We start from the raw sequence: 22201 nt of genomic DNA, 5'->3' as shown, positions 1-22201 counted from the left end.
CTTATTGTTCAGCGCTTTATTTTTTGTTAATGGCATGTAAGCCAGTTGTACCATCTAATATACTGATGTATTCGTTTTGATTTTCGAGTACTTCAATGGCTTTTAAAAGTGTTTTATCTTCCTTTAAACTGTATTCAATTCCACCTGTTTGATAGTAGTATCTTTTTACAATTTCATGAGCCAAAAGATCCGAAATTTCATCCTTAAAGCGAACCAAATCTCGCTCTAAATTAGGAGTAAGTTTTTGTGCAAGTGCATTAAATTCTTCTGAGGATATGTCGTAATATTTTTCTTCTTTTGCCGATTCTTTTAGTGCCTCAAGAATTTCAGTGCTTTCCGATTCATACTTGAATTTTTGATCCTTAATAAATGCAGTAAACTTATCGTATTCATCATCGGTGATTTTAAATTCTTTCGAGCTGGCAATCTGATCATGTGAATTTGCATATAAAGTTGCGTAATCGAACACCAGGAATTTACGAATCAGGTTCACTGCTAGGCTACTGTATATTTCCGATTCCATTTTCAAATCAGGAAGAATTCCACCACCATCATACACCGAACGACCATTTTTTGTATGGTATTCAGTAAGTAGCGAATCAGCAATTTTTCCAACACTACCATCTTCGTTTCTGTTGCTGTAATCCAGAGCTTGAATGCATCTTCCGCTAGGAATGTAATACTTTGCCGTAGTTACCTTTAATTTGGCGTTATAAGTCAAGTTTCTGGTTGTTTGAACCAATCCCTTTCCAAATGTTCTATGACCAATTACAACGCCTCTGTCGAGATCTTGCAGAGCTCCTGAAACAATTTCTGAAGCAGAAGCTGATCCACGGTTCACTAAAACGGCTATAGGAATTTCAGTGTCGAAGGGAGTATTGGAGGCAAGGTATGATTTGTCCCACTGGGAAACTTTTCCCTTGGTGCTTACAATTTCTTCTCCTTTGTTGACAAAAAGATTCACAATTTCTATAGCTTGATCGAGCAGACCACCCGGATTTCCCCTTAAATCGAGTACTATCGATTTGGCATTCTGTGTTTTTAAATCTTTTAAAGCGTCTTTAATTTCTCCAGCAGCCTTATCGGTGAATTGATTTAAAATGATATAACCAACCGAATCGCTTACCATTCCATAGTAAGGAACCGATTTTAATTGAATTTTTTCACGGACTAATTTTTTTTCCATGAGCTTATCAACACCAGGACGTCTAATTTTAATGGTAAGAGGTACATTTGGATGTCCTTTTAGCAGATTACTTACGTCATCAGTACTTTTTTTGGCCACCGATGTGCCATTAATTTCCAGCAATACATCTCCAGCTTTAAGCCCTGCTTTGTAGGCAGGAAAGCCTTCGTAAGGTTCAGCAATAATCACTTCATTTTTGTGTTTGCTAATTAAGGAACCTATTCCAGCATATTCGCCAGTGGTCATTAATTTAAAGTCTTCAATTTCCGATTCGGGAATGTAGGTGGTGTAAGGATCTAGAGAAGATAGCATGGAATCCATACTTTTTTTCACCAAATCTCCGGGATCAATTTCATCCACGTAAAAAAGGTTCAATTCTCTAAATAAGGTGTAGTAAATATTTAAATTTTTGCTGATTTCAAAATTTCTTTCGTCCCTGCTAAATCCCCAGAATGCGGCACTACAGAATAGTAAGACGGCAAGCACCCAAATGGCTCCCGATTTTCTTTGAAGCTTCATATACTTTTGTTTAAATTGATGTTTTAATTAACTCTCCCCGCAGCCTAGCTTTCGCTATCCCTAACGCACGAATTTACAAATTAGAAGATATAAAATAATGTATAGGTCAAAACAAATATAATTATTCCCTCATTAAATCAATTGACTTTAACATTTGTTAACCGAAAAGCCTTTAATTTCAAGCTCTAATGAAAATAAGTAAACCGATTAATCCGCTTTTACGGGAAAGTATAAAGAATAGTTCTAAATAACAAAAGGAAGTTTTGTAGGAAGGATGACAAATTAAGGTACAGGATCGTGTCCGTGTCCGCCCCAGGGATTGCATGATAATATTCTTTTAATGGCAAGATAGCTACCTTTAAAAGGACCGTGTTTTTTGAGTGCCTGAATAGCGTAAGTAGAGCAGGTAGGAGTGTACCTGCATGCAGAAGGAGTTAAAGGTGAAATTACATACTGATAAAACCTAATCGGAAGTATCATGATGAACAGAATCACTTTGATCAGAAGTTTGAGAATGTTTTTCATATTCATGTAATAATCGGGTAAGAGCTTTGGTCAGCTTACCCTGCATTTCAGCACTGCTAAGAACTGTTTTGGGAAGGTAAACAATCATAAAAGCAAGGCTGGTATTTTTGTTGTTTAATTCCTTGTAAAGTTCTCCTTTTTGTAGGCGATAGATTTCACGTATTCTTCTTTTTAACAAATTCCGAGTAACCGCTTTTTTAAAGCTTCGTTTTGATACTGTTATGGCTACCTGTGCAGGATATTCCGAATTTAGTTTAGCTTCTTTCCAAACAATTCGAAAAGGATAACAAATAAATCCTTTTCCTTCAGAAAAAAGTTTTCCAATCAGGATTTTATGAGTCAATCTTTCCGCTTTCTTAAATGTGAAGCGATTCGTTTCTACCATAATTACAAAAATCGACAAAAAAAGGGGAATAATTTCCCCTTTTTTGTTGTATAAAATTTAGAGATAAATGCTATTTATGCTCTTTGTTATATTTTTTAATAAACTGATCAAGAGCCATTGTCATAGACGGAGCCTGTGGCATAGGAGCTTGGATGTCTAGTCGCAAATTATTGGACGAAACAGCTTCAGATGTTGTAGGTCCAAAAGCAGCAATCAAGGTATTGTTTTGTTCAAAATCTGGAAAATTTTGAAGTAAAGAAGCAATTCCCGATGGACTGAAGAAAGCCAAGATGTCGTAATTTACGTCGGCTAAATCAGATAGATCGCTGCTTACAGTGCGATACAAAACGGCTTTAGAGTACTTAATTTTGTTCTTGGTTAGTAGTTCAGGAATAGATTGTTTGTGAATGTCTGATAAAGGCACCAAAAACTTCTCTCCTTTGTGTTTCAGGATAATTTCCATTAAGTCTTCGAATCGTTTTTCGCCAAAGAAAATTTTTCTTTTACGATAAACAATGTATTTCTGAAGATAGAAAGCTGTTGATTCTGAAACACAAAAGTATTTCATTTCATCGGGTACGGTAACTCTAAGTTCCTGGCAGATTCTAAAGAAATGGTCTATTGCTGTACGGCTAGTAAAAATAACAGCAGTGTGATCCAATACATTCACTCTTTCCAGTCTAAACTCTTTGGCCGAAATCCCCTCAACTTGAATAAATGGTCGAAAATCAATTTTTAAATTATATTTTTCGGCCAAATCAAAATACGGTGACTTTTCTGTTTGTGGTTTTGGTTGTGAAACCAGGATCGTCTTGATTTTCAAAATAGTAGAGTTTAGTTCGACAATTTATTAACCGACCTATACTAATAAATACAACAGTTTGTAAATCATTAGTAAGGGCAAAATTTCCAGTGCACAAAGGTACGAAATCATATAAAATATTGATACATGTTGACGAAATAAAATTTGAATACCTCTAAATAGTCTTAAAAAATAGAAAATAAGCGTTAAAGCAAAACCTATTTTAAGCAGCATTGGAGTTGCATATTGTGCGATAAATGGGACACTAATAGTGATTGGGAGGAGAAAAATCCCTAAGTTCTTATTGTAAATAGAAATGGTGTGTAAATACTCTTTACTCTCATTTATTCCATTAAAAACATATCCGATGAAACGAATAAAGAGGAATTTAGTTTGATAGATACAGATTAATCCAGCAAAAAAGTACAAGTAAAAGATTAGATTGTTGTGATTTTGATTTAAGGATAGAATATAAACCAGAAATTGTATGATAAACAAGGAGAAATTAACGTAAAACAAGAGGTTTAAAAAGATAGATCCTCGAATGTTTCTCATGTTTTTCTCCAATAAAAGATTCGATGAGCTTTGTGAGTTGAGCAAAGAGTCTAAAACTCGAAAAAGGAATTTATTAAATGAGAATCTCAATATAGCCAGTAGAATCAATGCAAATAGAAGTACGCCAACCATCCAGTCGTTTTGATAAGACATAATGGGAATGCCTCTTTCTCCTTGAAAAATTTGCTCCGTATGGGTACTGTCAGCTTGTGCAACAGAATCGGTCGGAGATGTGAGCTGTGGGTCGAAAAGAAGACTAGTATCTTTTTGCATAGGAACAGAGGTACTAGCTATCGGATTAGAAAGTTTCAAACTGCTGGAATCTGTTGATTGATTGTTTGTTTCAATCAGTGAGTCCATAAGTGCATTCTGCTTTACAATTGGAAGGTGTAAAAAATTTTGCGCCATGCTATTAGAAACTTGTTGAATTGGTTTGCACAAAGATAATCTTATTTTTTGTGCAGTTAGATTTCCAGTAAAAAGAAAGCCCGAAATTTTTTCGGGCTTTTAATTCTAACTACAACTCTTCGTAGCCAATTAGTTGCTTCTTACGAAGATTCTCTTTTTCTAAAGGACTCAGTTTTTGATCATTTTTCATTACCTCTTGTTCCCACGAACCATACATAGGATTGGGAAGAACAATAAAACGCTTGCCAAATTCGGCTTGCATTTTATCTACTCGCGAAAATCCAAAATTAGTAGATCTGTCTTCAAGGAATTCATCAAAATCGCCTAGGTTATCTCCTGCAAAAATCAAAATATCGTGTGTTTCCAATACTTTGTTTCTGCGAGCTGTTTTAATTCCAGTTTCTGTTTTTAACAAGACATGCTTTTCATCGGCAAAGGGAAAACCTAGTTTTTGGAGGTTTTCAATGGTTTTTGCCAAAGCAGAAATACTTCGGTTCGAAATGTAAAAAGTTTCAACACCTTTCGATTCTGCATACTTTAAAAATTCCAGAGAACCCGGTGTTGCTTTGGCTTTAGCCATATCTGTCCATTCTTTCCAGTTTTCACTGTTGTAATTTTTGCCGGTACGAATCGAATTGGTTTCGAAAGGACTGTTGTCTAAAACCGTTTCGTCAATATCAACAACAACAGCTTTGGCTTTGCTATCCTTAGTCGTTAGAATTAACTGTTGATCCAGCGATAATTTTGCCGCGTTAAATGCTTGATAATACAAGGCTCTACACTCCGAAGCGCGCTGAAACCAAAGGGTTGACATAACTAGGTGTTCGTTTGGGCTTGTCTGGCTTTTCTGTGAGTTGGAACAGGAGGAGCTTAAAATAGATATTGCAACTAAGGCCAAAAATATTTTTCTCATGCTGATTGAAATTTTAATAAATCATTATAAAATTGGAATTCTTCGGATAAGAATGAAACTTGTGGATACTTTTATAAAAATGGTTTTCGAAATCGAAGATAATAAAAAAATGGCCTGTAACTTTTATTTGGAGGTAATCGTCTTAAATTTGATTGTTACTAACTATGAATCTTGACGAGTACAACATAAGCGCAGATCAGCATGCTGATGGAATGTATCGTTTTATCCTGAAAAACATTAGAGACGAGGATAAGGCTAAGGATATTGTGCAGGATAGTTTTGAGAAGTTATGGCGAAATGTTGAGCAGGTAAATTTTTTGAAAGTGAAATCTTACCTCTACACAACGGCTTATCATACCATGATTGATTTGATTCGAAGAGAGAAAAGAAAAGACGATTTTGAAAATGTGAATGTTTTGGATTATTCGCATTCGGAGCAGTATAGCGATATAAGTGAAATTTTAGATGCGGCACTGAAGAGATTATCGGATGTGCAGCGATCGGTAATTTTGTTGAGAGATTATGAAGGATATTCGTATTCTGAAATCGCAAAAATTACTGATTTAAGCGAATCTCAGGTAAAAGTTTATATTTATCGAGCCCGTAAGCATCTTAAAAAGTTCATTGGAAGCATTGAAACAATTGTTTAGGAAATGAGAGAAATCAACCGAAATAACTACGAGGAATTCTTCCTTGATTATTCGGAGGGAAATTTAAATTCTCTTCAGTGCACCGCTTTGGACAAATTTTTACGCGAAAATCCGGATCTAAAAGTGGAGTTAGAGGGGTTGGATTGTCCTGTTTTGAAGCATGATAACTGTGAGATGAATCTTGAATTTTTAAAAGAGATTCCTTTCAGAGAAAGTTTCGATGACTTTTGCGTTGCTCGTTTGGAAGGTGACCTATCGGCTTCGACCCAAATGGCTTTTGATGCATTTCTAAATAAAAATAAGGAAAGTAAAAAGGAGAATAGGCTTTTTGAACAAACCATTTTACAACCAGATAAGGAAATTGTTTATCCTCACAAAGAGCGATTGCAAAAGAAGAAGAGGAAAGCTGCTTTGTGGTGGTATTTTTCTGGAGTAGCTGTTGCAGCATCCATTTTATTCCTTTTTTCAATCGGTAATTTTTTTTACAAATTCGATGGAAAATCAGTGAAGAAAGAGCAAGTTGTTTTTGCTACTTCTACAATAAAACCAGAAGCTTTAAATTTTAAAGCCATTCATTCGATTGAATCGAATAGGAGTGATAAGTTGGAATTAGTCGATAAGAGAATGGCAAAAATTCCAGAAAAGGAAGAGCTTGCTCAGAGAGCATTGACATGGGAAGTAAAGGGGGATCAGAAAATGAGAATAGAGCAAATTAGAGTACAACCCATTGAACTTGTTGTTGAATCGCAGCCAGTTCTTCTGGCAAATGCCGACATCTCTGAAAAAGAATTGCAATTAACGATTGATGAAAGTTCTGTAATGAGGGCGCAAAATAGTGGATTAGAACAATTGGGTATGTCGTGGAAATCAAGCGTGCCGAAAAAGAAACTACAAAATTCACTTTTATTTGCCATTGCCAAGTTAGGAGTTGATAAGTTGGAAGAAATTGCTGGAAAAAATCTTCAGTTGGAAAAAAAATACGACTCAACAAGTGAGAAAACGCGTTTCGATTTTAATACGCCAGGTATTGGATTTTCAAAAACTGTGAAGTAAGCCTGTAACTATTTATTAATGTCTTCGTCTTAGTCTAAGAATTTAGAAATTATACCATGATGAAAAAAATATTATTAGTCTGCATTAGTTTTATGTTATTATCAGCTGGAAAGGCTCAGGAGTCTATAGATAGCCTACAAAGAGATAGCTTAAAAAATAAAATACTGATAGATGATTCCTGGTCGAATCAGAAAAAAAAATCTGCAGTTAAAGAGAAAACAGATAATCAATTCTGGCAAAGTTCATCGGATACCACAAAGGTGAAGTTTATGGAAAAAGATGTGGTGAAGGTGGTTGAGAATGAGAATGGAGTAAAAGCCAAAATCGGAAAAATTGGTAAGTTAGGCTATGAGCAGGATAGAGATACTACAAAAATACGCCTTGGAGGCAAGCAAATTAATATTATAGATGGTTGGCATGGAACCAGAATACGAATTGATAAAGTGCAGCCATGGGATACCAATCAGGATGAATTTTTCGTGGAGAAAGAAAAAGATTTTCGAGGGCATTGGGCTGGTTTTGAGTTGGGAGTGAATGGCTTTGTCGATCAGGATTACAGTTCTTATATCGATGAAATGGACGATTTTATGGAGTTAGATATGGCCAAGTCCCTTGCTGTTAACCTTAATTTCCTTCAGTATGATATTAGTTTGCAAAAGGAAAGAAATACCATTGGTTTGGTAACTGGTTTAGGATTGGAATGGAACAATTATCGTTTCGATAAGGATGTAAGTTTGGAAAAAGCGAGTTCGGGAGTAACTGAACCTTTGTACTTTGATACTGATTGGGACATAAAAAAAAGCAAATTGACCAGTTTATATCTTACTGTTCCTTTGTTGTTAGAGTTTCAAATTCCAGTTAAGTATAAATCGAGAAGAGTTCACATGTCGGCAGGTGTGGTCGGAGGACTAAGAATAGGTTCCCACACCAAAGTAAAATACAAATCCAATGGTAATTCTCACAAGGATAAAGACCATGATGATTTTAATTTGAAAACTTTTCGTTATGCTGCTCAGGCTCGTATAGGATATCGTTCGTTAAACTTTTTTGCAAGTTATGGACTCACCAACTTATTTGAGAAAAACAAAGGGCCTGAATTGGTTCCATACACCCTTGGAATTACTCTGGTGTCCTTTTAGTATATGAAATAGAAATAAAAAAATATTATGTCGGTTCTTAATAGAGCCGACATTCTTCATTATTAGGTCTGTTAGTTTTGACCAATATTGAATTATGTAGTAGTAAAGTAGTATATTAGTGGCATGAAAAAATATTTATTGCTGCTCATATGTCTCTTTTCTGTACTTCAAAGCCAATCAGCTCTTGTTGATTATCAGATAAACTTAGATAGCTTAAATATTCGTTATGATAAAGTTTTTGGTCAGGAAAAATTAGAAACCTTACTTGAAATGAGTCGAGCCTATTGGGATACGGAGCCTAGCAAAGGAATTGAGATGGGAGGGCGAGCGCTCGCATTAGCTCAAAGTCTTGAATATGATAAGGAAATTGCTAAAGCAATGTACTATTTAGGTACTGCTTACTACATCGATAATCAGTTTGATAATTCTCTTAATTACTTGCTAAAAGCATATCGATTTGCAAAAAGTCATAACTATAAAAAGGAACTTGCCGACATTAGTGAGCAGTTGGCAACCGTTTACTTTCAATCAGGAAAAATCAGTAAAACATATACCTACACCCAAGAGGCCCGGGAAATATATGAACAATTAGGCGACAAGGTAGGAACGGCCAGGTGTCTGAATCTATTTGGACTTTACTATCAGTCAATTGGAAATTTTGATGAGGCAACTAAATATATGCTAGATGGTTTGTCACTAGGAAAAGAAATCTCCCATAGATCCATTGTTGGAGAGCTATTGAACGATATTGGGAGCTTGTATACTGTTATGGGGGATACGCTTAAAGCCATTCGAACCTACCGCGAAGCTGTTGATTACTATAAATCAAATCAGCCAAATTATAAAACTGGTGTATTTGAGCTGAATATGTGTGACTTATATCTTCATCACAACGAATTGGTTAAGGCTAAAATTCATCTTGACAAGGGGTTTTTGATAGCGACACAATTAAAATCGAAAAGGTTACTTCGGGATTATTACGAGCATCTTTCGGTATTCTATACAAAATTAGGGAATTATAAAAAAGCAATTCATGCCTACCAAAGTCTTCAAGCCTATCAGGATTCTATTTCTTCGGAACAGTTATCCAATAAAATAGATGATTTGGATGCCAGACATGTGGAAGAAATTAAAAATCAGGAAAATCAAATATTAAGAACTGAGAATCAGGTGCAGCAGTTGGAAATCAACAGGCAATATATTGTTGGTTTGTTGGTATTACTAATACTTCTTCTTGTGATCTTTTTTCTTACTTCCAGGTATAGAAATAAATTGAAGGATAACGAATTTTTACACCTAAAAAATAGCTTGGTCAATCAACATCAACAAGAGTTAATTGAAGCCATGAAACAGTTAAAAGATAGTGAAGATAAGCTTAGAACTGCGAACGATACCAAGGATAAAATGTTTTCTCTGATCGCTCACGATTTGCGGGGAGCAATTGGAAACATTAGTAATGGATTGCGAATGATGCTTACCGATAAGGACCTGAATCTATCGGAAGAGGATAAAACGGAGTTTTTACAATCTTTATTCCACTCGGCCGATAATTCCTTCGAATTGCTGGAAAATCTTTTGGTTTGGGCTAAAAATCAGACCTCTACCATATCGGCAAACTTAAAAATGGTGGATGCAAGTTCCATAATAAGCTCTAACATTGGTTTGGCTGCTGAATTGGCAAAAATTAAATCCATTAATTTGAGTGCTACCAGTAACCCTTTTGTCGATGTGTACATCGATTGGAACATGATTAATACAGTACTTCGTAATTTAATTTCTAATGCCATTAAATTTACCAATAAAGGAGGAAGAATAGAGGTGAAATCGGAAATCGGAGAATATTTTGTTAAAATTTCGGTGATCGATAATGGAATTGGAATGATGCCAGAGCAAATTGAAAATATTTACGAAGGGAAAACTACCGATGGAACTGCAAACGAAAAAGGAACAGGTTTAGGAATAACTTTGTGTAGAGATTTTCTTGTGAAAAATCATGGCGAATTGATGGTGGAAAGTGAAGTAGATAAGGGAAGTACCTTTTCCTTTATTATTCCAAGACGTCCTATGAATGATCAGAAATTTAGAGAATTTGTGAAGAGAGAAAGTTTTATTTCTCTTGTAAATAGCTAAATTAGATCTTGTCATTTACACTTATACATAAATAACACAACATAGATGAGATTATTATTGATTAGTAATTCTACCATGGCAGGGGAGGAATATTTAGACTACCCAAAGAATAACATTAAAAAGTTTTTAGGTGACAAGCCCGTAAAAGCACTTTTTATTCCTTACGCAGGAGTAAGCATTTCATTCGACCAGTACGAAGCCAAAGTAAAGGCTAAGTTCAATGAAGTAGGACACGATGTGATTTCCATTCATCATTTTGATGATGCAGTAAAAGCAGTTGAGCAAGCCGAAGCAATTGTTATTGGAGGAGGAAATAGTTGGAATTTGCTTCATAATATTCACAAGAACAAGTTAACCGAAGTCATCCGCAAAAAAGTGATGCAGGAAGAAATACCCTACATTGGTTGGAGTGCTGGTTCAAATGTAGCTTGTCCAACTATCAAAACTACCAACGACATGCCAATTATCGATCCCATTGGATTTCAGGCTCTTAATTTAATTCCTTTTCAAATCAATCCACATTATTTAGATGCAAATCCCGAAGGCCATAACGGAGAAACCCGAGAGGTCAGGATCAATGAATTTATTCTGGTTAACCCAGAAGTATATGTGGCCGGATTGAGAGAGGGAAGCATGTTTTTGTTCGAAAATGAGAACATCCAATTAATTGGAAACCATACTTGCCGCATTTTTAAGAATGGCGTTGATCCCTATGAGTTAAAGGTGTCGGACGATTTTAAATTCTTAATTAAATAAAATTATTTCTGATACATATAAACCCAAAAAATTACATTCCTACTTGATGAAGAGAATGCTTGGGTGTAGAAATAGAAATCCCGGAAAAATAAGTTTTTCCGGGATTTTTCACTTTTAGTGAAGATTAAAAATCTACTTCAACAACAATAGGGCAATGATCAGAGTGAACGATATCTGCCAAAATGTGTGCTCCTTTTAGCTGATTTCGGAGCGGCTCGCTTACCATGTGATAATCTATTCTCCAGCCTAAGTTCTTGCCTCTGGATCCTGCTCTGTAGCTCCACCAGCTGTATTTGTCTGGCGACTGATCAAATTCTCGAAAGCTATCGATAAATCCACTCTCAATAAATTGACTTACCCATTCTCTTTCTTCAGGCAGAAAGCCCGAAACACCTTTTTTCTTTTCTGGTCTGCTAATATCAATTGCCTTGTGACAGATGTTGTAATCGCCACCAATAATCAATTTGGGTTTTTCCTTTTTAAGTTCATCTATATATTCCTGAAAATAGCTTAACCATTCCATTTTATAATCTTGCCGTGGACCACCAGTGGTTCCCGATGGGTGATAGGTACTAAGCACCGAAACATCACCAAAATCGGCTCTAATTGCTCTGCCTTCAACATCATATTTGGGATTGTCAATGCCTGTAACCACTAGGTCGGGCTTCTCTTTACTCAGGATTCCTACGCCACTATAGCCTTTTTTTTCGGCAGAAAACCAGTGGCAATGATAGCCTAACTCTTCAAAACGAGCCGTTTCAATTTGTTCGGGTTGGGCTTTGGTTTCCTGAATGAGAAGAATATCCGGATTTTCCTCTTTCAACCATTCAATAAAATCTTTAGCCAGAGCAGCTCTAATGCCATTTACATTGTAACTTATTATTTTTCGCATTGCCTATATTTTAAATTCAAGTGAATAAAGATAAAAAAGAAAAAAGCAGAAAGGGAAAATTTGATAAAGACATGTTATAAAAACTCAGAAATTACAATGGAATTGTCTAAGTTTGTTTGAAATCAACTACTTTTGTAACAAAACGAAAAACATTGAAACAGGGATTAGTAATTAAGTCGACAGGAAGTTGGTATACTGTAAAGGCCGAGGATGGTGAGATTCACAATTGCCGTATAAAAGGGCGATTCAGAATGGATGGAATTCGTACAACCAATCCTATCTCGGTGGGCGATCGAGTAGATTTCGAAGTGGAAAATGAAGCTGATGTAATTGTGAATATTCACGAACGGAAGAATTATATCATTCGAAAATCATCCAACTTATCAAAACACAGCCAAATTATTGCGTCGAATATCGATCAGGCATTTTTAATTGTTACGGTAAATTATCCATTAACAACAACAACTTTTATCGATCGGTTTTTAGCTGCAGCAGAAGCGTATCGTATTCCTGTGAGTCTTATTTTTAATAAGATAGATCGATATCGCCCCAACGATAAAGATCGACTGTACGATTTACGACACACTTACAGTAAAATTGGCTATAAATGCTACGAAATTTCTGCCAAGCAGGGAATTCATATCGAGCAGATGAAAGAAATTTTAAAGGGGAAAATAAATCTGCTTTCAGGTCATTCGGGTGTTGGTAAATCTACCTTAATCAATAAAATTCAACCAGGTTTAGATTTAAAAACTGGTGAAATTTCCGAAGCACATGCTCAAGGCAAGCATACCACCACTTTTTCTGAAATGTTTGAGCTTGATTTTGGGGGTTATATTATTGATACACCAGGAATTAGGGGGTTTGGAACCATTGATATGGCTAAAGAAGAAATGTCGCATTTCTTTCCTGAAATTTTTAAAAAATCACAGCAATGTCAATTCAATAATTGCACTCATGTTCATGAACCACAATGCGCTGTAAAAGCAGCTGTCGAGATTGGCGAAATTTGCATGTCTAGATATGAGAGCTATTTGGGTATGATTATGGAAGATGAGGACAATAAATACCGAATTTGATATTTAGAATCTGATTGGTAGTTGTTTTAGCTTTTGTTTCAAGTGCAAAAATGTGATTACTACAGCTCAAGAATTTCCAATTAATTTAACTTCTAATTCATCATTTAAAATGAAATCACACGAAATAGATTACAAGATCTTTGGCGATGATATTCAATTGGTAGAAATAGAACTGGATGCCAATGAAACCGTAATTGCTGAGGCAGGAGCCATGTCGTACATGGAGGAAGGAATTACTTTTGAAACAAAAATGGGAGATGGCTCGGAACCTGAAAAAGGCTTATTGGGAAAACTTTTTTCAGCAGGATCACGCCTTATTGCGGGAGAATCGTTATTTCTCACTCACTTCACTCATAAAGGCACGGGAAAATCAAGGGTTGGTTTTGCAGCTCCTTATCCGGGAACTATAATGCCTATCGATCTAAACAAATCAGGAGGTTCTCTCATTGTTCAGAAAGATGGATTTTTGTGTGCTGCACTAGGAACAAAAGTAAGCATTACCTTTAATAAAAAGTTGGGTGCTGCCTTGTTTGGTGGCGAAGGTTTTATTCTCGAAAAATTACAAGGAGATGGAAAGGCTTTTGTGCATGCTGGAGGAACTGTCATCGAAAAAGAATTAAACAATCAAACACTTCGTGTTGATACCGGATGTGTAGTGGCTTTCGAAGAAGGGATTGACTTTTCAATAGAAAAGGCTGGTGGGCTAAAATCAATGATTTTTGGAGGTGAAGGCATCTTTCTAGCTACTTTACGTGGAACAGGAAAAGTATGGCTACAATCCATGCCAATACGAAAATTAGTGAAGGCAATTGCTCCACGGGGCGAAAATCGAAAGAAGGGAGCCAGTTCAATTCTGGGCGAATTTCTGGAAGATTAATGAAACAATTTTTTACCAAGCAGCACGTAAACACTACGTGCTCTTTTTATTGATATAATTACGAAATAATATGGCTATAGTACTAGATCCTAAGGAATTTCTTGAAATGGGAAAAACCCTCCCAATGGTTGATGTTAGAACTCCTGCTGAATTTGAGAATGGTCATATTCCCGGAGCTCATAATCTTCCTATTTTTACCAACGATGAACGAGTTGTTGTTGGCACTAAATACAAAAGAGCAGGTAAAGATTCGGCTGTTTTATTGGGCTTAGAAATTGTAGGTCCTAAATTGGCTCTTTTTGTAAAGAAGGCAAAAAAAATAGCTCCTGATAAAAAAATATTGGTGCATTGCTGGAGAGGTGGAATGAGAAGTGGTAGCATGGCCTGGTTGTTCGAAACAGCTGGTTTTACCGTCTATCTTCTTAAGGGTGGATACAAAGCATACAGAGCATGTAACCGAGAAGAATTTGCCCGAAAAGCAAAAATTATAATATTGGGAGGAATGACCGGTAGTGGAAAAACCGAAGTTCTTCACGAAATGATAAAAATGGGACATCAGGTTCTCGATTTAGAGGGTGTTGCCAACCATAAAGGTTCTGTGTTCGGAGCTTTAGGTCAGCCCAATCAACCAACTAATGAGAATTTTGAAAATGAATTGGCTCAATTGTGGTCCAAATTCGATTTCAATAAATGCATTTGGATCGAGGATGAAAGTAATTCTGTTGGAGGTGTCTGGATCAATGATGTTTTGTTTTCTCAAATGAGAAACGCCGATGTGATTAAGATGGAAATTCCTAAAGAAGAAAGAATTAAAAGATTAGTAAAGGAATATGCCTGTTTCGAGATTGATGTTTTGAAAGGGCTTATCAGTAAAATAGAAAAACGATTGGGAGGTTTAAATGTGAAAAATGCCTTTCAAAGTCTTGATGAAGGCGATTTTTACACTGTGGCTGATATTAGCTTAACCTATTACGACAAAGCCTATCTTCATGGCCAACAAAAACGTAAAGATCAAACCGTATACCCCTTGGCTTTGGAAAAGGATGAGCCCAAAGAAAATGCCAAAAGCATACTTGAATTTTATTCTCAACTACAGAAGTAATTTTTCTTAGGATAAGAAATTGATTGATTTGTCGTTATCTTTATGTGAAATCTTACAATTCGAAAATCTTGGATATCTATCTAAAAAATCGACACTGGAAATTTTATTTTTTATTTGTAGCCATAATTATTGTTTTTGGCTCCATCTTGTATACCAATAATTTGGTGAGTAAACTGGCTCACGAAGAGGAGAATAAAATTGAATTGTGGGCAGAAGGAATTCGTAGTTTGCATTTAAATCCCGATCAGGATGTTGCTCTTATTAATCGGATTTTAGAGCAAAACGAAACCATTCCTGTAATTCTGGTTGACGAGGAGGGTGACATGGTTGACCATAGGAATATCACTCTGCCCCAAAAGAACCAAGAAGCTTTTTTAAAGCAAGAAATCCAGGAGATGAAGGAGGAGGAACATTGCATAGAGATAGAACTTGTAGATGGCAAAAACTACATTTATTTTGATGACTCAAACCTATTGAAACGTTTGGCTTGGTATCCTTTCGTTCAATTGGGAGTGATCATCACTTTTATACTAATTGCTTACCTGGCATTTTCCTACTCTAAATCATCGGAACAGAATCAGGTATGGGTTGGGATGTCGAAAGAAACGGCTCACCAGTTAGGGACCCCAATAAGTTCCTTAATGGCGTGGATGGAGCTTATAAAAGCGGGTGAAATTAATTCCCACCTGGCCGAAGAAATGACCAAGGATGTCAATCGCCTTGAGGTTATAGCTGAGCGATTTTCGAAAATTGGTTCAAAACCAGTTTTGAAATTAGTAAATGTGTTGGAGGTACTTGAAGGCAGTATCGATTACTTAAAAAAGAGAACTTCCGATAAGATTGAATATAGTTTAGAAGTGCAGAAAGTAGAAAATGCCGAAATTCCCTTAAACAAAGAGCTTTTTTCTTGGGTAATCGAAAATTTAACCAAGAATGCGGTTGATGCCATGGAAGGGAAAGGGAAATTAAAATTTGTGGTCTCGGGCAAAATTAATCAATTGATCATTGATATCAGCGATACGGGAAAAGGGCTCGCCAGAAATCAATTTAAGACGATTTTTAAGCCAGGTTTCACCTCAAAAAAGCGAGGATGGGGGCTGGGATTGTCTCTTTCGAAGCGAATTATTGAAAATTATCACAAGGGAAAAATATTTGTTACTAGCTCAGAGTTGGGCAGTGGCGCGGTGTTTAGAATAATTTTGCCATTAAATTGAATCAATTGATTTTCAAATAGCTTATTTTTTTTTGAAACCAGCAAAGAACTAACTATTTTTGCAGCCCGTTTTCAAGTGAATTGAATCATTGAAACTGTAATTCAGTTTAATAATTGGTTGAAATAGCCAAAAAAGATGTTGATATTTATGAAGACGTATGATTAATTTTTATACTTTTGCAAAGTTTTATTAGAATATTTTGGATTATCTAGCAAAATATACGATTCCTTTTAAAGGATTGAAAGATGGTAAACATGAATTTGATTTTACCATTGATAAGAAATTCTTTGAACAATTTCAAAAGGAAGATGCCTATCAGGTTGATGCCGCGGTAAAAGTTACCTTGGAGAAAAAAACGCTGGTAATGACTCTTTCTATTGAAATAGAGGGTAAGATAAATGTTGCCTGTGATCGTTGTTTGGATCCTTTTGATTTAGACGTGAGTGGAGAAAGCTCTGTTTATGTTAAATTTGGAGAAGAAAACGAAGAGTTGGCAGAGGATGTTATTGTGATTTCGGAAGCGGTTAACGAATTGGAAACAGCACAATACATCTACGAGCTATTTTCACTTAGCTTACCGTTAAGTTTTATTCATCCCGAAGATGAAAATGGAAATAGCACTTGTAATGAAGAAATGATTCAGAAATTGAATGACCATATAGTGAAAGATGAAGATAATATCGATCCTAGATGGAATGATTTAAGAAAATTGATTGATAATAATTAGTTAAATAGGTTGAAAAATGGCACATCCAAAACACAGAACGTCGAAGCAGAGAAGAAATAAGAGAAGAACTCATCTTAAAACAACTCCTGCCACTTTAGCATCTTGCTCAAATTGTGGAGCAACTGTTAAATATCATACTGTTTGCCCTGAGTGTGGTTACTACAGAGGTAAATTGGCGATCGAAAAAGAAGTTACAGCATAATCTAAGTTAAATTATTTAGGTTAAACGCAATATGTGAATTTGCTCCTCAGGAATAACTTGGGAGCAATTTTGCTTATTATGCAGTTTCATTTGCAATTTTTAAGGCCGTATTTCTTTCAGTTAATATGTTAATTGAAAGATCTTTGTTATGTCTTAGATTTACATATTCTTGAATAGAATAGTGTGTGATTGGAACGATGAATCTAACTGATAAACACTAAGTAAGCTAAAAAGAATGTCGAAAATTAATGCAGTAATAACTGGTGTTGGAGCTTACGTTCCAGACTATGTTCTTACCAATGAGGAATTGAGCACTATGGTCGAAACGACCGATGAGTGGATCATGACTCGTATTGGGATTAAGGAAAGAAGAATTCTAAAAGGCGAAGGGAAAGGATCCTCTGATTTGGGATCTAAAGCTGTTGAAGATCTTTTGAAAAAAACAAACACCTCTCCCGAGGAAGTGGATCTGTTGATTTGTGCAACAGTAACTCCTGATATGCAATTTCCAGCAACAGCAAATATCATTAGCGATAAGGTGGGAATTAATAATGCATTTAGTTTTGATTTGAATGCAGGTTGTTCAGGATTTCTATTTGCATTGGTCACAGCATCAAAGTATATTCAAACCGGATTGTACAAAAAAGTAGTTGTTGTTGGTGCCGAGAAAATGTCATCAATAGTTGATTATACTGATCGTACAACATGTCCTATTTTTGGAGATGGTTCGGCTGCAGTCATGTTGGAGCCAACTAGTGAAGATTTGGGTGTTATTGATGAAATGCTACATACTCAGGGTTTTGGAAGAAAACATTTGTATCAAAAAGCAGGTGGATCATGCAAGCCAGCAAGTCATGAAACAGTAGATGCCCGCGAGCATTTTATTTATCAGGAAGGAAAACATGTGTTTAAGCATGCTGTTTCTAACATGGCAGATGTTTCTGTCGAAATGATGGAAAAACACAACATAACTTCTAATGAACTAGCTTGGCTGGTACCGCATCAGGCAAATAATCGTATTATTGAAGCCACTGCAAAGCGAATGGGATTAGCAAAAGAGAAAGTAATGATCAATATTCAAAAATATGGCAATACGACCTCAGCAACGATTCCTTTGTGTTTGTGGGAATGGGAAGACCAATTGAAAAAAGGTGATAAATTGATTCTTTCAGGTTTTGGTGCCGGTTTTACATGGGGTTCTATTCTGGTAAAATGGGGCTACGATCCTAAATAAGACATCACGATAACAAGTATACATAAGGTCTCCAATTTGGAGACCTTTTTTTTGTCTTCTATTCGCGCTGATGGAATGGTATTTCCCATTCAAATTTTTATATTTGTATAGTCATGCAAATGATTCTGATGTGTTTTTCCAGTCAGGAAATACTATTTTGAATAAAATTGAGTTGATTTGGTAGTAGTAGATTTGATAAAGTGCTGGTGAAAACTTTATCGAATAGACTAAGTAATGTTGTGTTATTTATTAGCCCAAAAAAAATCAATACTCAAATTTATAAATCTCAATAAGAGTTTAACATGTTTAGTAAAAAAAATAAGATGAGCAAAACTAGCGAATTACAGCCTACAGCAGTGAATTTAATCTGCGACGGAACAGCCATTAAAGGGGATATTCAAGCATCAAGAGACATTCGAATTGATGGTTATCTTAATGGTAAAATGGAAGTGAATGGTAAGGTTGTTGTTGGAAACTCGGGGAAAATTCAAGGAGATGTTCATTGCAAAACAATAGATGTTTCAGGAAAAGTTGAAGGAAATATCATTGCTTCGGAAATGGTAAATTTAAAAAGTACAGCTGTTATTTTGGGAAATATTGCTACCGATAAAATTTCAGTAGAACCAGGTGCGAAATTTACAGGAACATGTAAAATGGGTGAGCCAGCTCCTAAAAAAGATGAAAAAAAGTAAAAAAGATTCCTTTGGAAATCGCAAAAAACAGGCTACAAGTATTGCAAAATACTCAGGTCTAGCTTTTCAAATGATTGCCATTATTCTTGTGGTGTTATTTGGAGGTTTTAAAATGGATGAATATTTGGGAAACGATTTTCCATTGTTTACCATCATCGGAGCTTTTGTTGGAGTTATTCTGTCCCTTTATTTTGCTTTAAAAGATCTATTAAGAAATAAGTGAGCGCACACATATAGTAGCATGGAAAAATCAAATAAAAGATTTATTAAAAGCCTAGGCGTTATTTCCTTGGTTCTACTAGTAGTATCAAGCTTGTTATTTGCTACATTGCTGAAAAACTGGATGAATTACTTTTTCCCCTTTGTGATTGTCTATTTTTTCTTGTTTAGCAGTGTTCAGCACCTTAAATTAACTAAGGCTGCCCAAGGAAAAACGAGAGATTTTCATACAAATTACATGGCTTGGTTTGGTATAAGATTATTTTTAAATTTAAGTTTTGTGATTGTGTACGTTTTATTGAATCGAACGCAAGCGCTAAGTTTTGTCCTGTTTTTTGCTTTTTGTTATGTTGTGTATACAGCCTATGAAGTTTCTTCTTTATCGAAAATTTTAAGGTCTGATAATGTTAAATGATTACAAATAGTACGGAGCAGAGCTTTTTTTATTAAATTTGAAGTACGAAAGTTAAAACACTTCTTTTGTTAAAAGCTCTTTTTAAAAATCTTAAGAGAAAAGAGGTTGTTTTGGTAGTCTTTTGTTTTTTATTGATAAAATGATTTTCTTACTTCTTTATTGGGGAAGAATTTTACAGTTTGGTAAAAAAGGAAGTAAACGAATCGAATAAGCTAAATAGCCTCTGATGAAAGTTTGACTTTGAGCTATTTAAATAAACTCCTCCCATGTGAATTGGAAGGAAAATTAAAGATAAGTCTTTTACGTATGAAAAATAGTTATCGTTTTCTGTTGATTTTATTTTTTGCATTAACCGTTAGTCCGGTTTTTGCTTCTGCTGAAGAGCATTCTGAACATGTTCAAGCTACGCACGAAACAGAAAAGTTTGAGCCGGGAAATTTCATCATGGATCACATTGCCGATTCTTACGATTGGCACGTTTTTTCGGTAGGCGATTTTCATGCGACGGTTCCCTTGCCAGTTATTGTGTATTCAAATCAGACAGGTTTTCATATGTTTATGTCCTCAAATTTCAATCACGGACATTCTTCTTACGAAGGTTTCTCGATTGCACAGGAAGGCGAATACAGAGGTAAAGTGGTTGAAATGTACGAGGGACAACAAGTTCGCCCTTTCGATATATCTATGACTAAAAATGTGGTGGCCATGCTGGTAAGTATGGGCATTCTGCTTTGGGTTTTTCTTTCAGTAGCAAAAGCGTACACCAGACGAAAAGGCAAAGCTCCTAAAGGCATGCAGTCGGTAATGGAACCAATTATTCTATTTGTTCGCGATGAAATTGCAAAACCTGCCATAGGAGAGAAAAAATATGAGAAATACATGCCATTCCTGTTAACCATCTTCTTTTTCATCTGGTTGAACAATTTAATGGGCATGGTTCCTCTTCTACCTGGAGGTGCTAATGTAACGGGTAATATTACTATTACAATGGTTTTGGCACTTTTCACTTTCGCTATTACCTCAATAAACGGAAACAAAGCCTATTGGGGTCATATTGTGAACACTCCTGGGGTGCCTTGGTGGTTAAAGTTTCCAATTCCATTGATGCCATTGGTTGAGATTATGGGAGTTTTCACCAAACCATTTGTTTTAATGGTCCGACTCTTTGCCAACATTACAGCAGGTCACATGATTGTATTGGCTTTTGTTAGTTTGATCTTTATTTTCGGTCAGGTTAATCCAGCCTTGGGCTATGGTACTTCGGTAGTTTCTGTACTATTCATGGTTTTTATGAATATGCTTGAACTTTTAGTGGCTTTAATTCAGGCCTATGTATTTACACTTCTTTCGGCTCTTTATTTTGGAATGGCCACCGAAGAACATCATTAAGAATTTGTACTCCTTTAGAGGAGCTTTTAATAGTTTTTAATCAATTTAACTAAAAACGCTATGATTACATTAACAATTCTTCTTCAGGCTGCAGCCAGCATGGGTATTGCCAAGATGGGTGCTGCTTTTGGTGCAGGTTTAGCTGCTATTGGTGCTGGTATCGGTATCGGTAAAATTGGAGGTAGTGCTCTTGAGAGTATTGCTCGTCAGCCAGAAGCTTCTGGAGATATTCGTTCAAACATGATTGTTGCTGCTGCTCTTATCGAAGGTGCTGCATTTTTTGCAATCATCATTTGTTTGTTGGCTATCGTATTGTAATAGCATGATCCACAGTTTGCCAGAGGAGATTGTCTGCGGCAAATTGTGGAATCTATTTGAAAGTTAACATCACTTTACGTGAATTAAAATAGAATAACATGGGTTTGGTAACACCGGAATTAGGAACATTTATATGGATGCTTTTGGCATTTGGAATCGTTTTGCTTATCCTGGCAAAGTATGCCTGGAAACCAATCCTTAATGCCTTAAAAGAGAGAGAACAATCCATTGAGGATGCACTCAGTTCGGCAGAGCATGCAAAAGAAGAAATGGCCACCTTACAGGCTGGCAACGAAAAAATTCTTCAGGAGGCACGGAAAGAACGCGAAGCAATGCTGAAAGAGGCTAAAGAAATGGGCGAAAATGTGGTTCGTGAAGCCAAGCAAAAAGCGACAATTGAGGCCGATAAAATAATTGAATCGGCTCGTTTGAATATTGAAAGTGAGAAATCGGCTGCTTTGAACGAAATAAAAGCACAGGTTGCCCTTCTTTCCATCGAAATTGCCGAAAAAATTCTTCGTCAGCAATTTACTGATGACCAGCAACAGAAAGATTACTTTAAGAAATTAATGGACGAAGTGAAGCTGAATTAGCTAATGGGATGAGAGTACGAGAGGTATTATGAACCTTGGTTCTTATATCCTACAACTAATAATCTAAAAGATATGAACGAAAGTAAAATCTCGGTTCGTTATGCCAAGGCTCTTTTTGAATTGGGAAAAGAGCAACAATTAATCGATACCGTTATAAAAGATATTCAGCTAGTTGATGAGCTTTGTAAATCGAGCTCCGATTTTTGGCTGATGCTTGAGAGTCCGGT

Annotated in this window: 26 protein-coding genes; 19 read left to right on the top strand and 7 right to left on the bottom strand. The window is 35.9% G+C overall.

The features are described 5' to 3' along the window. Positions 1 to 16: 16 nt before the first annotated feature. The 6 genes from ABYT26_RS13805 to ABYT26_RS13780 form a co-directional block, all read right to left on the bottom strand. The gene (locus ABYT26_RS13805; RefSeq protein WP_372754874.1) at positions 17 to 1705 is read right to left on the bottom strand and encodes a S41 family peptidase; all 1689 of its coding nucleotides are present in this window, start codon (positions 1703 to 1705) and stop codon (positions 17 to 19) included. A 282-nt stretch (positions 1706 to 1987) separates the two neighbouring features. Continuing rightward, a complete protein-coding gene (gene yidD, locus ABYT26_RS13800; protein WP_372754872.1) occupies positions 1988 to 2185 on the bottom strand; it encodes a membrane protein insertion efficiency factor YidD in 198 nt (65 codons plus the stop codon). After that, on the bottom strand, positions 2169 to 2615 hold the full coding sequence (gene rnpA, locus ABYT26_RS13795; RefSeq protein WP_372754870.1) for a ribonuclease P protein component: 447 nt from the start codon (positions 2613 to 2615) through the stop codon (positions 2169 to 2171). The genes yidD and rnpA overlap by 17 nt, the downstream gene beginning before the upstream one ends. A 70-nt stretch (positions 2616 to 2685) precedes the next feature. Beyond that, positions 2686 to 3438 (bottom strand): uroporphyrinogen-III synthase, encoded by a 753-nt coding sequence (locus ABYT26_RS13790; protein WP_372754868.1) that lies wholly within the window; start codon positions 3436 to 3438, stop codon positions 2686 to 2688. A 36-nt stretch (positions 3439 to 3474) separates the two neighbouring features. Next, the gene (locus tag ABYT26_RS13785; protein ID WP_372754866.1) at positions 3475 to 4332 is read right to left on the bottom strand and encodes a DUF4271 domain-containing protein; all 858 of its coding nucleotides are present in this window, start codon (positions 4330 to 4332) and stop codon (positions 3475 to 3477) included. Between the two features lie 157 nt (positions 4333 to 4489). Then, entirely contained in the window at positions 4490 to 5293 is an 804-nt protein-coding gene (locus ABYT26_RS13780; protein WP_372754864.1) for a 5'-nucleotidase, lipoprotein e(P4) family, read from the bottom strand. A 164-nt stretch (positions 5294 to 5457) separates the two neighbouring features. On the opposite strand from ABYT26_RS13780, the gene ABYT26_RS13775 reads away from it, so the two are divergent. The 5 genes from ABYT26_RS13775 to pepE all read left to right on the top strand — a co-directional run bounded on the left by ABYT26_RS13775 (position 5458) and on the right by pepE (position 11021). Continuing rightward, on the top strand, positions 5458 to 5943 hold the full coding sequence (locus ABYT26_RS13775; RefSeq protein WP_372754862.1) for an RNA polymerase sigma factor: 486 nt from the start codon (positions 5458 to 5460) through the stop codon (positions 5941 to 5943). A 3-nt stretch (positions 5944 to 5946) separates the two neighbouring features. Then, entirely contained in the window at positions 5947 to 6996 is a 1050-nt protein-coding gene (locus ABYT26_RS13770) for a hypothetical protein (RefSeq protein ID WP_372754860.1), read from the top strand. 56 nt (positions 6997 to 7052) lie between these two features. Further along, the gene (locus ABYT26_RS13765) at positions 7053 to 8135 is read left to right on the top strand and encodes a PorT family protein (RefSeq protein WP_372754858.1); all 1083 of its coding nucleotides are present in this window, start codon (positions 7053 to 7055) and stop codon (positions 8133 to 8135) included. A gap of 123 nt (positions 8136 to 8258) precedes the next feature. Further along, entirely contained in the window at positions 8259 to 10265 is a 2007-nt protein-coding gene (locus ABYT26_RS13760; protein ID WP_372754856.1) for an ATP-binding protein, read from the top strand. 45 nt (positions 10266 to 10310) lie between these two features. Next, positions 10311 to 11021, top strand: coding sequence for a dipeptidase PepE (gene pepE, locus ABYT26_RS13755; protein WP_372754854.1), 711 nt, complete (start codon positions 10311 to 10313; stop codon positions 11019 to 11021). Positions 11022 to 11145: 124 nt separating this feature from the next. On the opposite strand, the gene ABYT26_RS13750 is transcribed toward pepE, so the two are convergent. Then, positions 11146 to 11913 (bottom strand): exodeoxyribonuclease III, encoded by a 768-nt coding sequence (locus ABYT26_RS13750; protein WP_372754852.1) that lies wholly within the window; start codon positions 11911 to 11913, stop codon positions 11146 to 11148. Positions 11914 to 12065: 152 nt separating this feature from the next. Between ABYT26_RS13750 and rsgA the strand changes: the two genes are divergently transcribed. The 14 genes from rsgA to ABYT26_RS13680 form a co-directional block, all read left to right on the top strand. Beyond that, positions 12066 to 12992: a ribosome small subunit-dependent GTPase A gene (rsgA, locus tag ABYT26_RS13745; protein ID WP_372754850.1), complete on the top strand. Its 927-nt coding sequence runs from the start codon at positions 12066 to 12068 to the stop codon at positions 12990 to 12992. A 109-nt stretch (positions 12993 to 13101) separates the two neighbouring features. Continuing rightward, entirely contained in the window at positions 13102 to 13869 is a 768-nt protein-coding gene (locus tag ABYT26_RS13740; RefSeq protein ID WP_372754848.1) for a TIGR00266 family protein, read from the top strand. 70 nt (positions 13870 to 13939) lie between these two features. Continuing rightward, a complete protein-coding gene (gene mnmH / locus ABYT26_RS13735; RefSeq protein WP_372754846.1) occupies positions 13940 to 14971 on the top strand; it encodes a tRNA 2-selenouridine(34) synthase MnmH in 1032 nt (343 codons plus the stop codon). Positions 14972 to 15039: 68 nt separating this feature from the next. After that, positions 15040 to 16185, top strand: a complete 1146-nt coding sequence (locus ABYT26_RS13730) for a PAS domain-containing sensor histidine kinase (protein ID WP_372754844.1) — start codon at positions 15040 to 15042, stop codon at positions 16183 to 16185. Positions 16186 to 16384: 199 nt separating this feature from the next. Next, complete coding sequence (locus ABYT26_RS13725; protein WP_372754842.1) at positions 16385 to 16912, top strand: DUF177 domain-containing protein; 528 nt, start codon at positions 16385 to 16387, stop codon at positions 16910 to 16912. Between the two features lie 16 nt (positions 16913 to 16928). Further along, positions 16929 to 17114 carry a 50S ribosomal protein L32 gene (gene rpmF / locus ABYT26_RS13720; protein WP_127343203.1) on the top strand — a complete coding sequence of 62 codons (186 nt, stop codon included), beginning with the start codon at positions 16929 to 16931 and terminating at the stop codon, positions 17112 to 17114. A 235-nt stretch (positions 17115 to 17349) separates the two neighbouring features. After that, positions 17350 to 18348, top strand: a complete 999-nt coding sequence (locus ABYT26_RS13715; protein ID WP_372754840.1) for a beta-ketoacyl-ACP synthase III — start codon at positions 17350 to 17352, stop codon at positions 18346 to 18348. A gap of 323 nt (positions 18349 to 18671) precedes the next feature. After that, complete coding sequence (locus tag ABYT26_RS13710) at positions 18672 to 19040, top strand: polymer-forming cytoskeletal protein (protein ID WP_372754838.1); 369 nt, start codon at positions 18672 to 18674, stop codon at positions 19038 to 19040. Next, complete coding sequence (locus tag ABYT26_RS13705) at positions 19027 to 19263, top strand: AtpZ/AtpI family protein (protein WP_372754836.1); 237 nt, start codon at positions 19027 to 19029, stop codon at positions 19261 to 19263. Before ABYT26_RS13710 ends, ABYT26_RS13705 begins: the two co-directional genes overlap by 14 nt. Positions 19264 to 19281: 18 nt before the next feature. Then, positions 19282 to 19674, top strand: coding sequence for a hypothetical protein (locus tag ABYT26_RS13700; protein WP_372754834.1), 393 nt, complete (start codon positions 19282 to 19284; stop codon positions 19672 to 19674). Between the two features lie 306 nt (positions 19675 to 19980). Continuing rightward, entirely contained in the window at positions 19981 to 21063 is a 1083-nt protein-coding gene (gene atpB / locus ABYT26_RS13695) for a F0F1 ATP synthase subunit A (RefSeq protein ID WP_372754832.1), read from the top strand. A gap of 60 nt (positions 21064 to 21123) precedes the next feature. After that, the gene (gene atpE, locus ABYT26_RS13690; protein WP_156194809.1) at positions 21124 to 21381 is read left to right on the top strand and encodes an ATP synthase F0 subunit C; all 258 of its coding nucleotides are present in this window, start codon (positions 21124 to 21126) and stop codon (positions 21379 to 21381) included. A 98-nt stretch (positions 21382 to 21479) separates the two neighbouring features. After that, positions 21480 to 21974, top strand: coding sequence for a F0F1 ATP synthase subunit B (locus ABYT26_RS13685; RefSeq protein ID WP_372754830.1), 495 nt, complete (start codon positions 21480 to 21482; stop codon positions 21972 to 21974). A gap of 72 nt (positions 21975 to 22046) precedes the next feature. Beyond that, positions 22047 to 22201: F0F1 ATP synthase subunit delta (locus ABYT26_RS13680; protein WP_372754885.1), on the top strand; the 155-nt coding region annotated here is incomplete at its 3' end.

It is taken from the genome of Labilibaculum sp. (genome assembly GCF_041595635.1).
Taxonomy (GTDB): domain Bacteria; phylum Bacteroidota; class Bacteroidia; order Bacteroidales; family Marinifilaceae; genus Labilibaculum.
The sequence above is the reverse complement of the archived record's forward strand: the minus strand, read 5'-3'. Positions and strand labels throughout refer to the sequence as shown.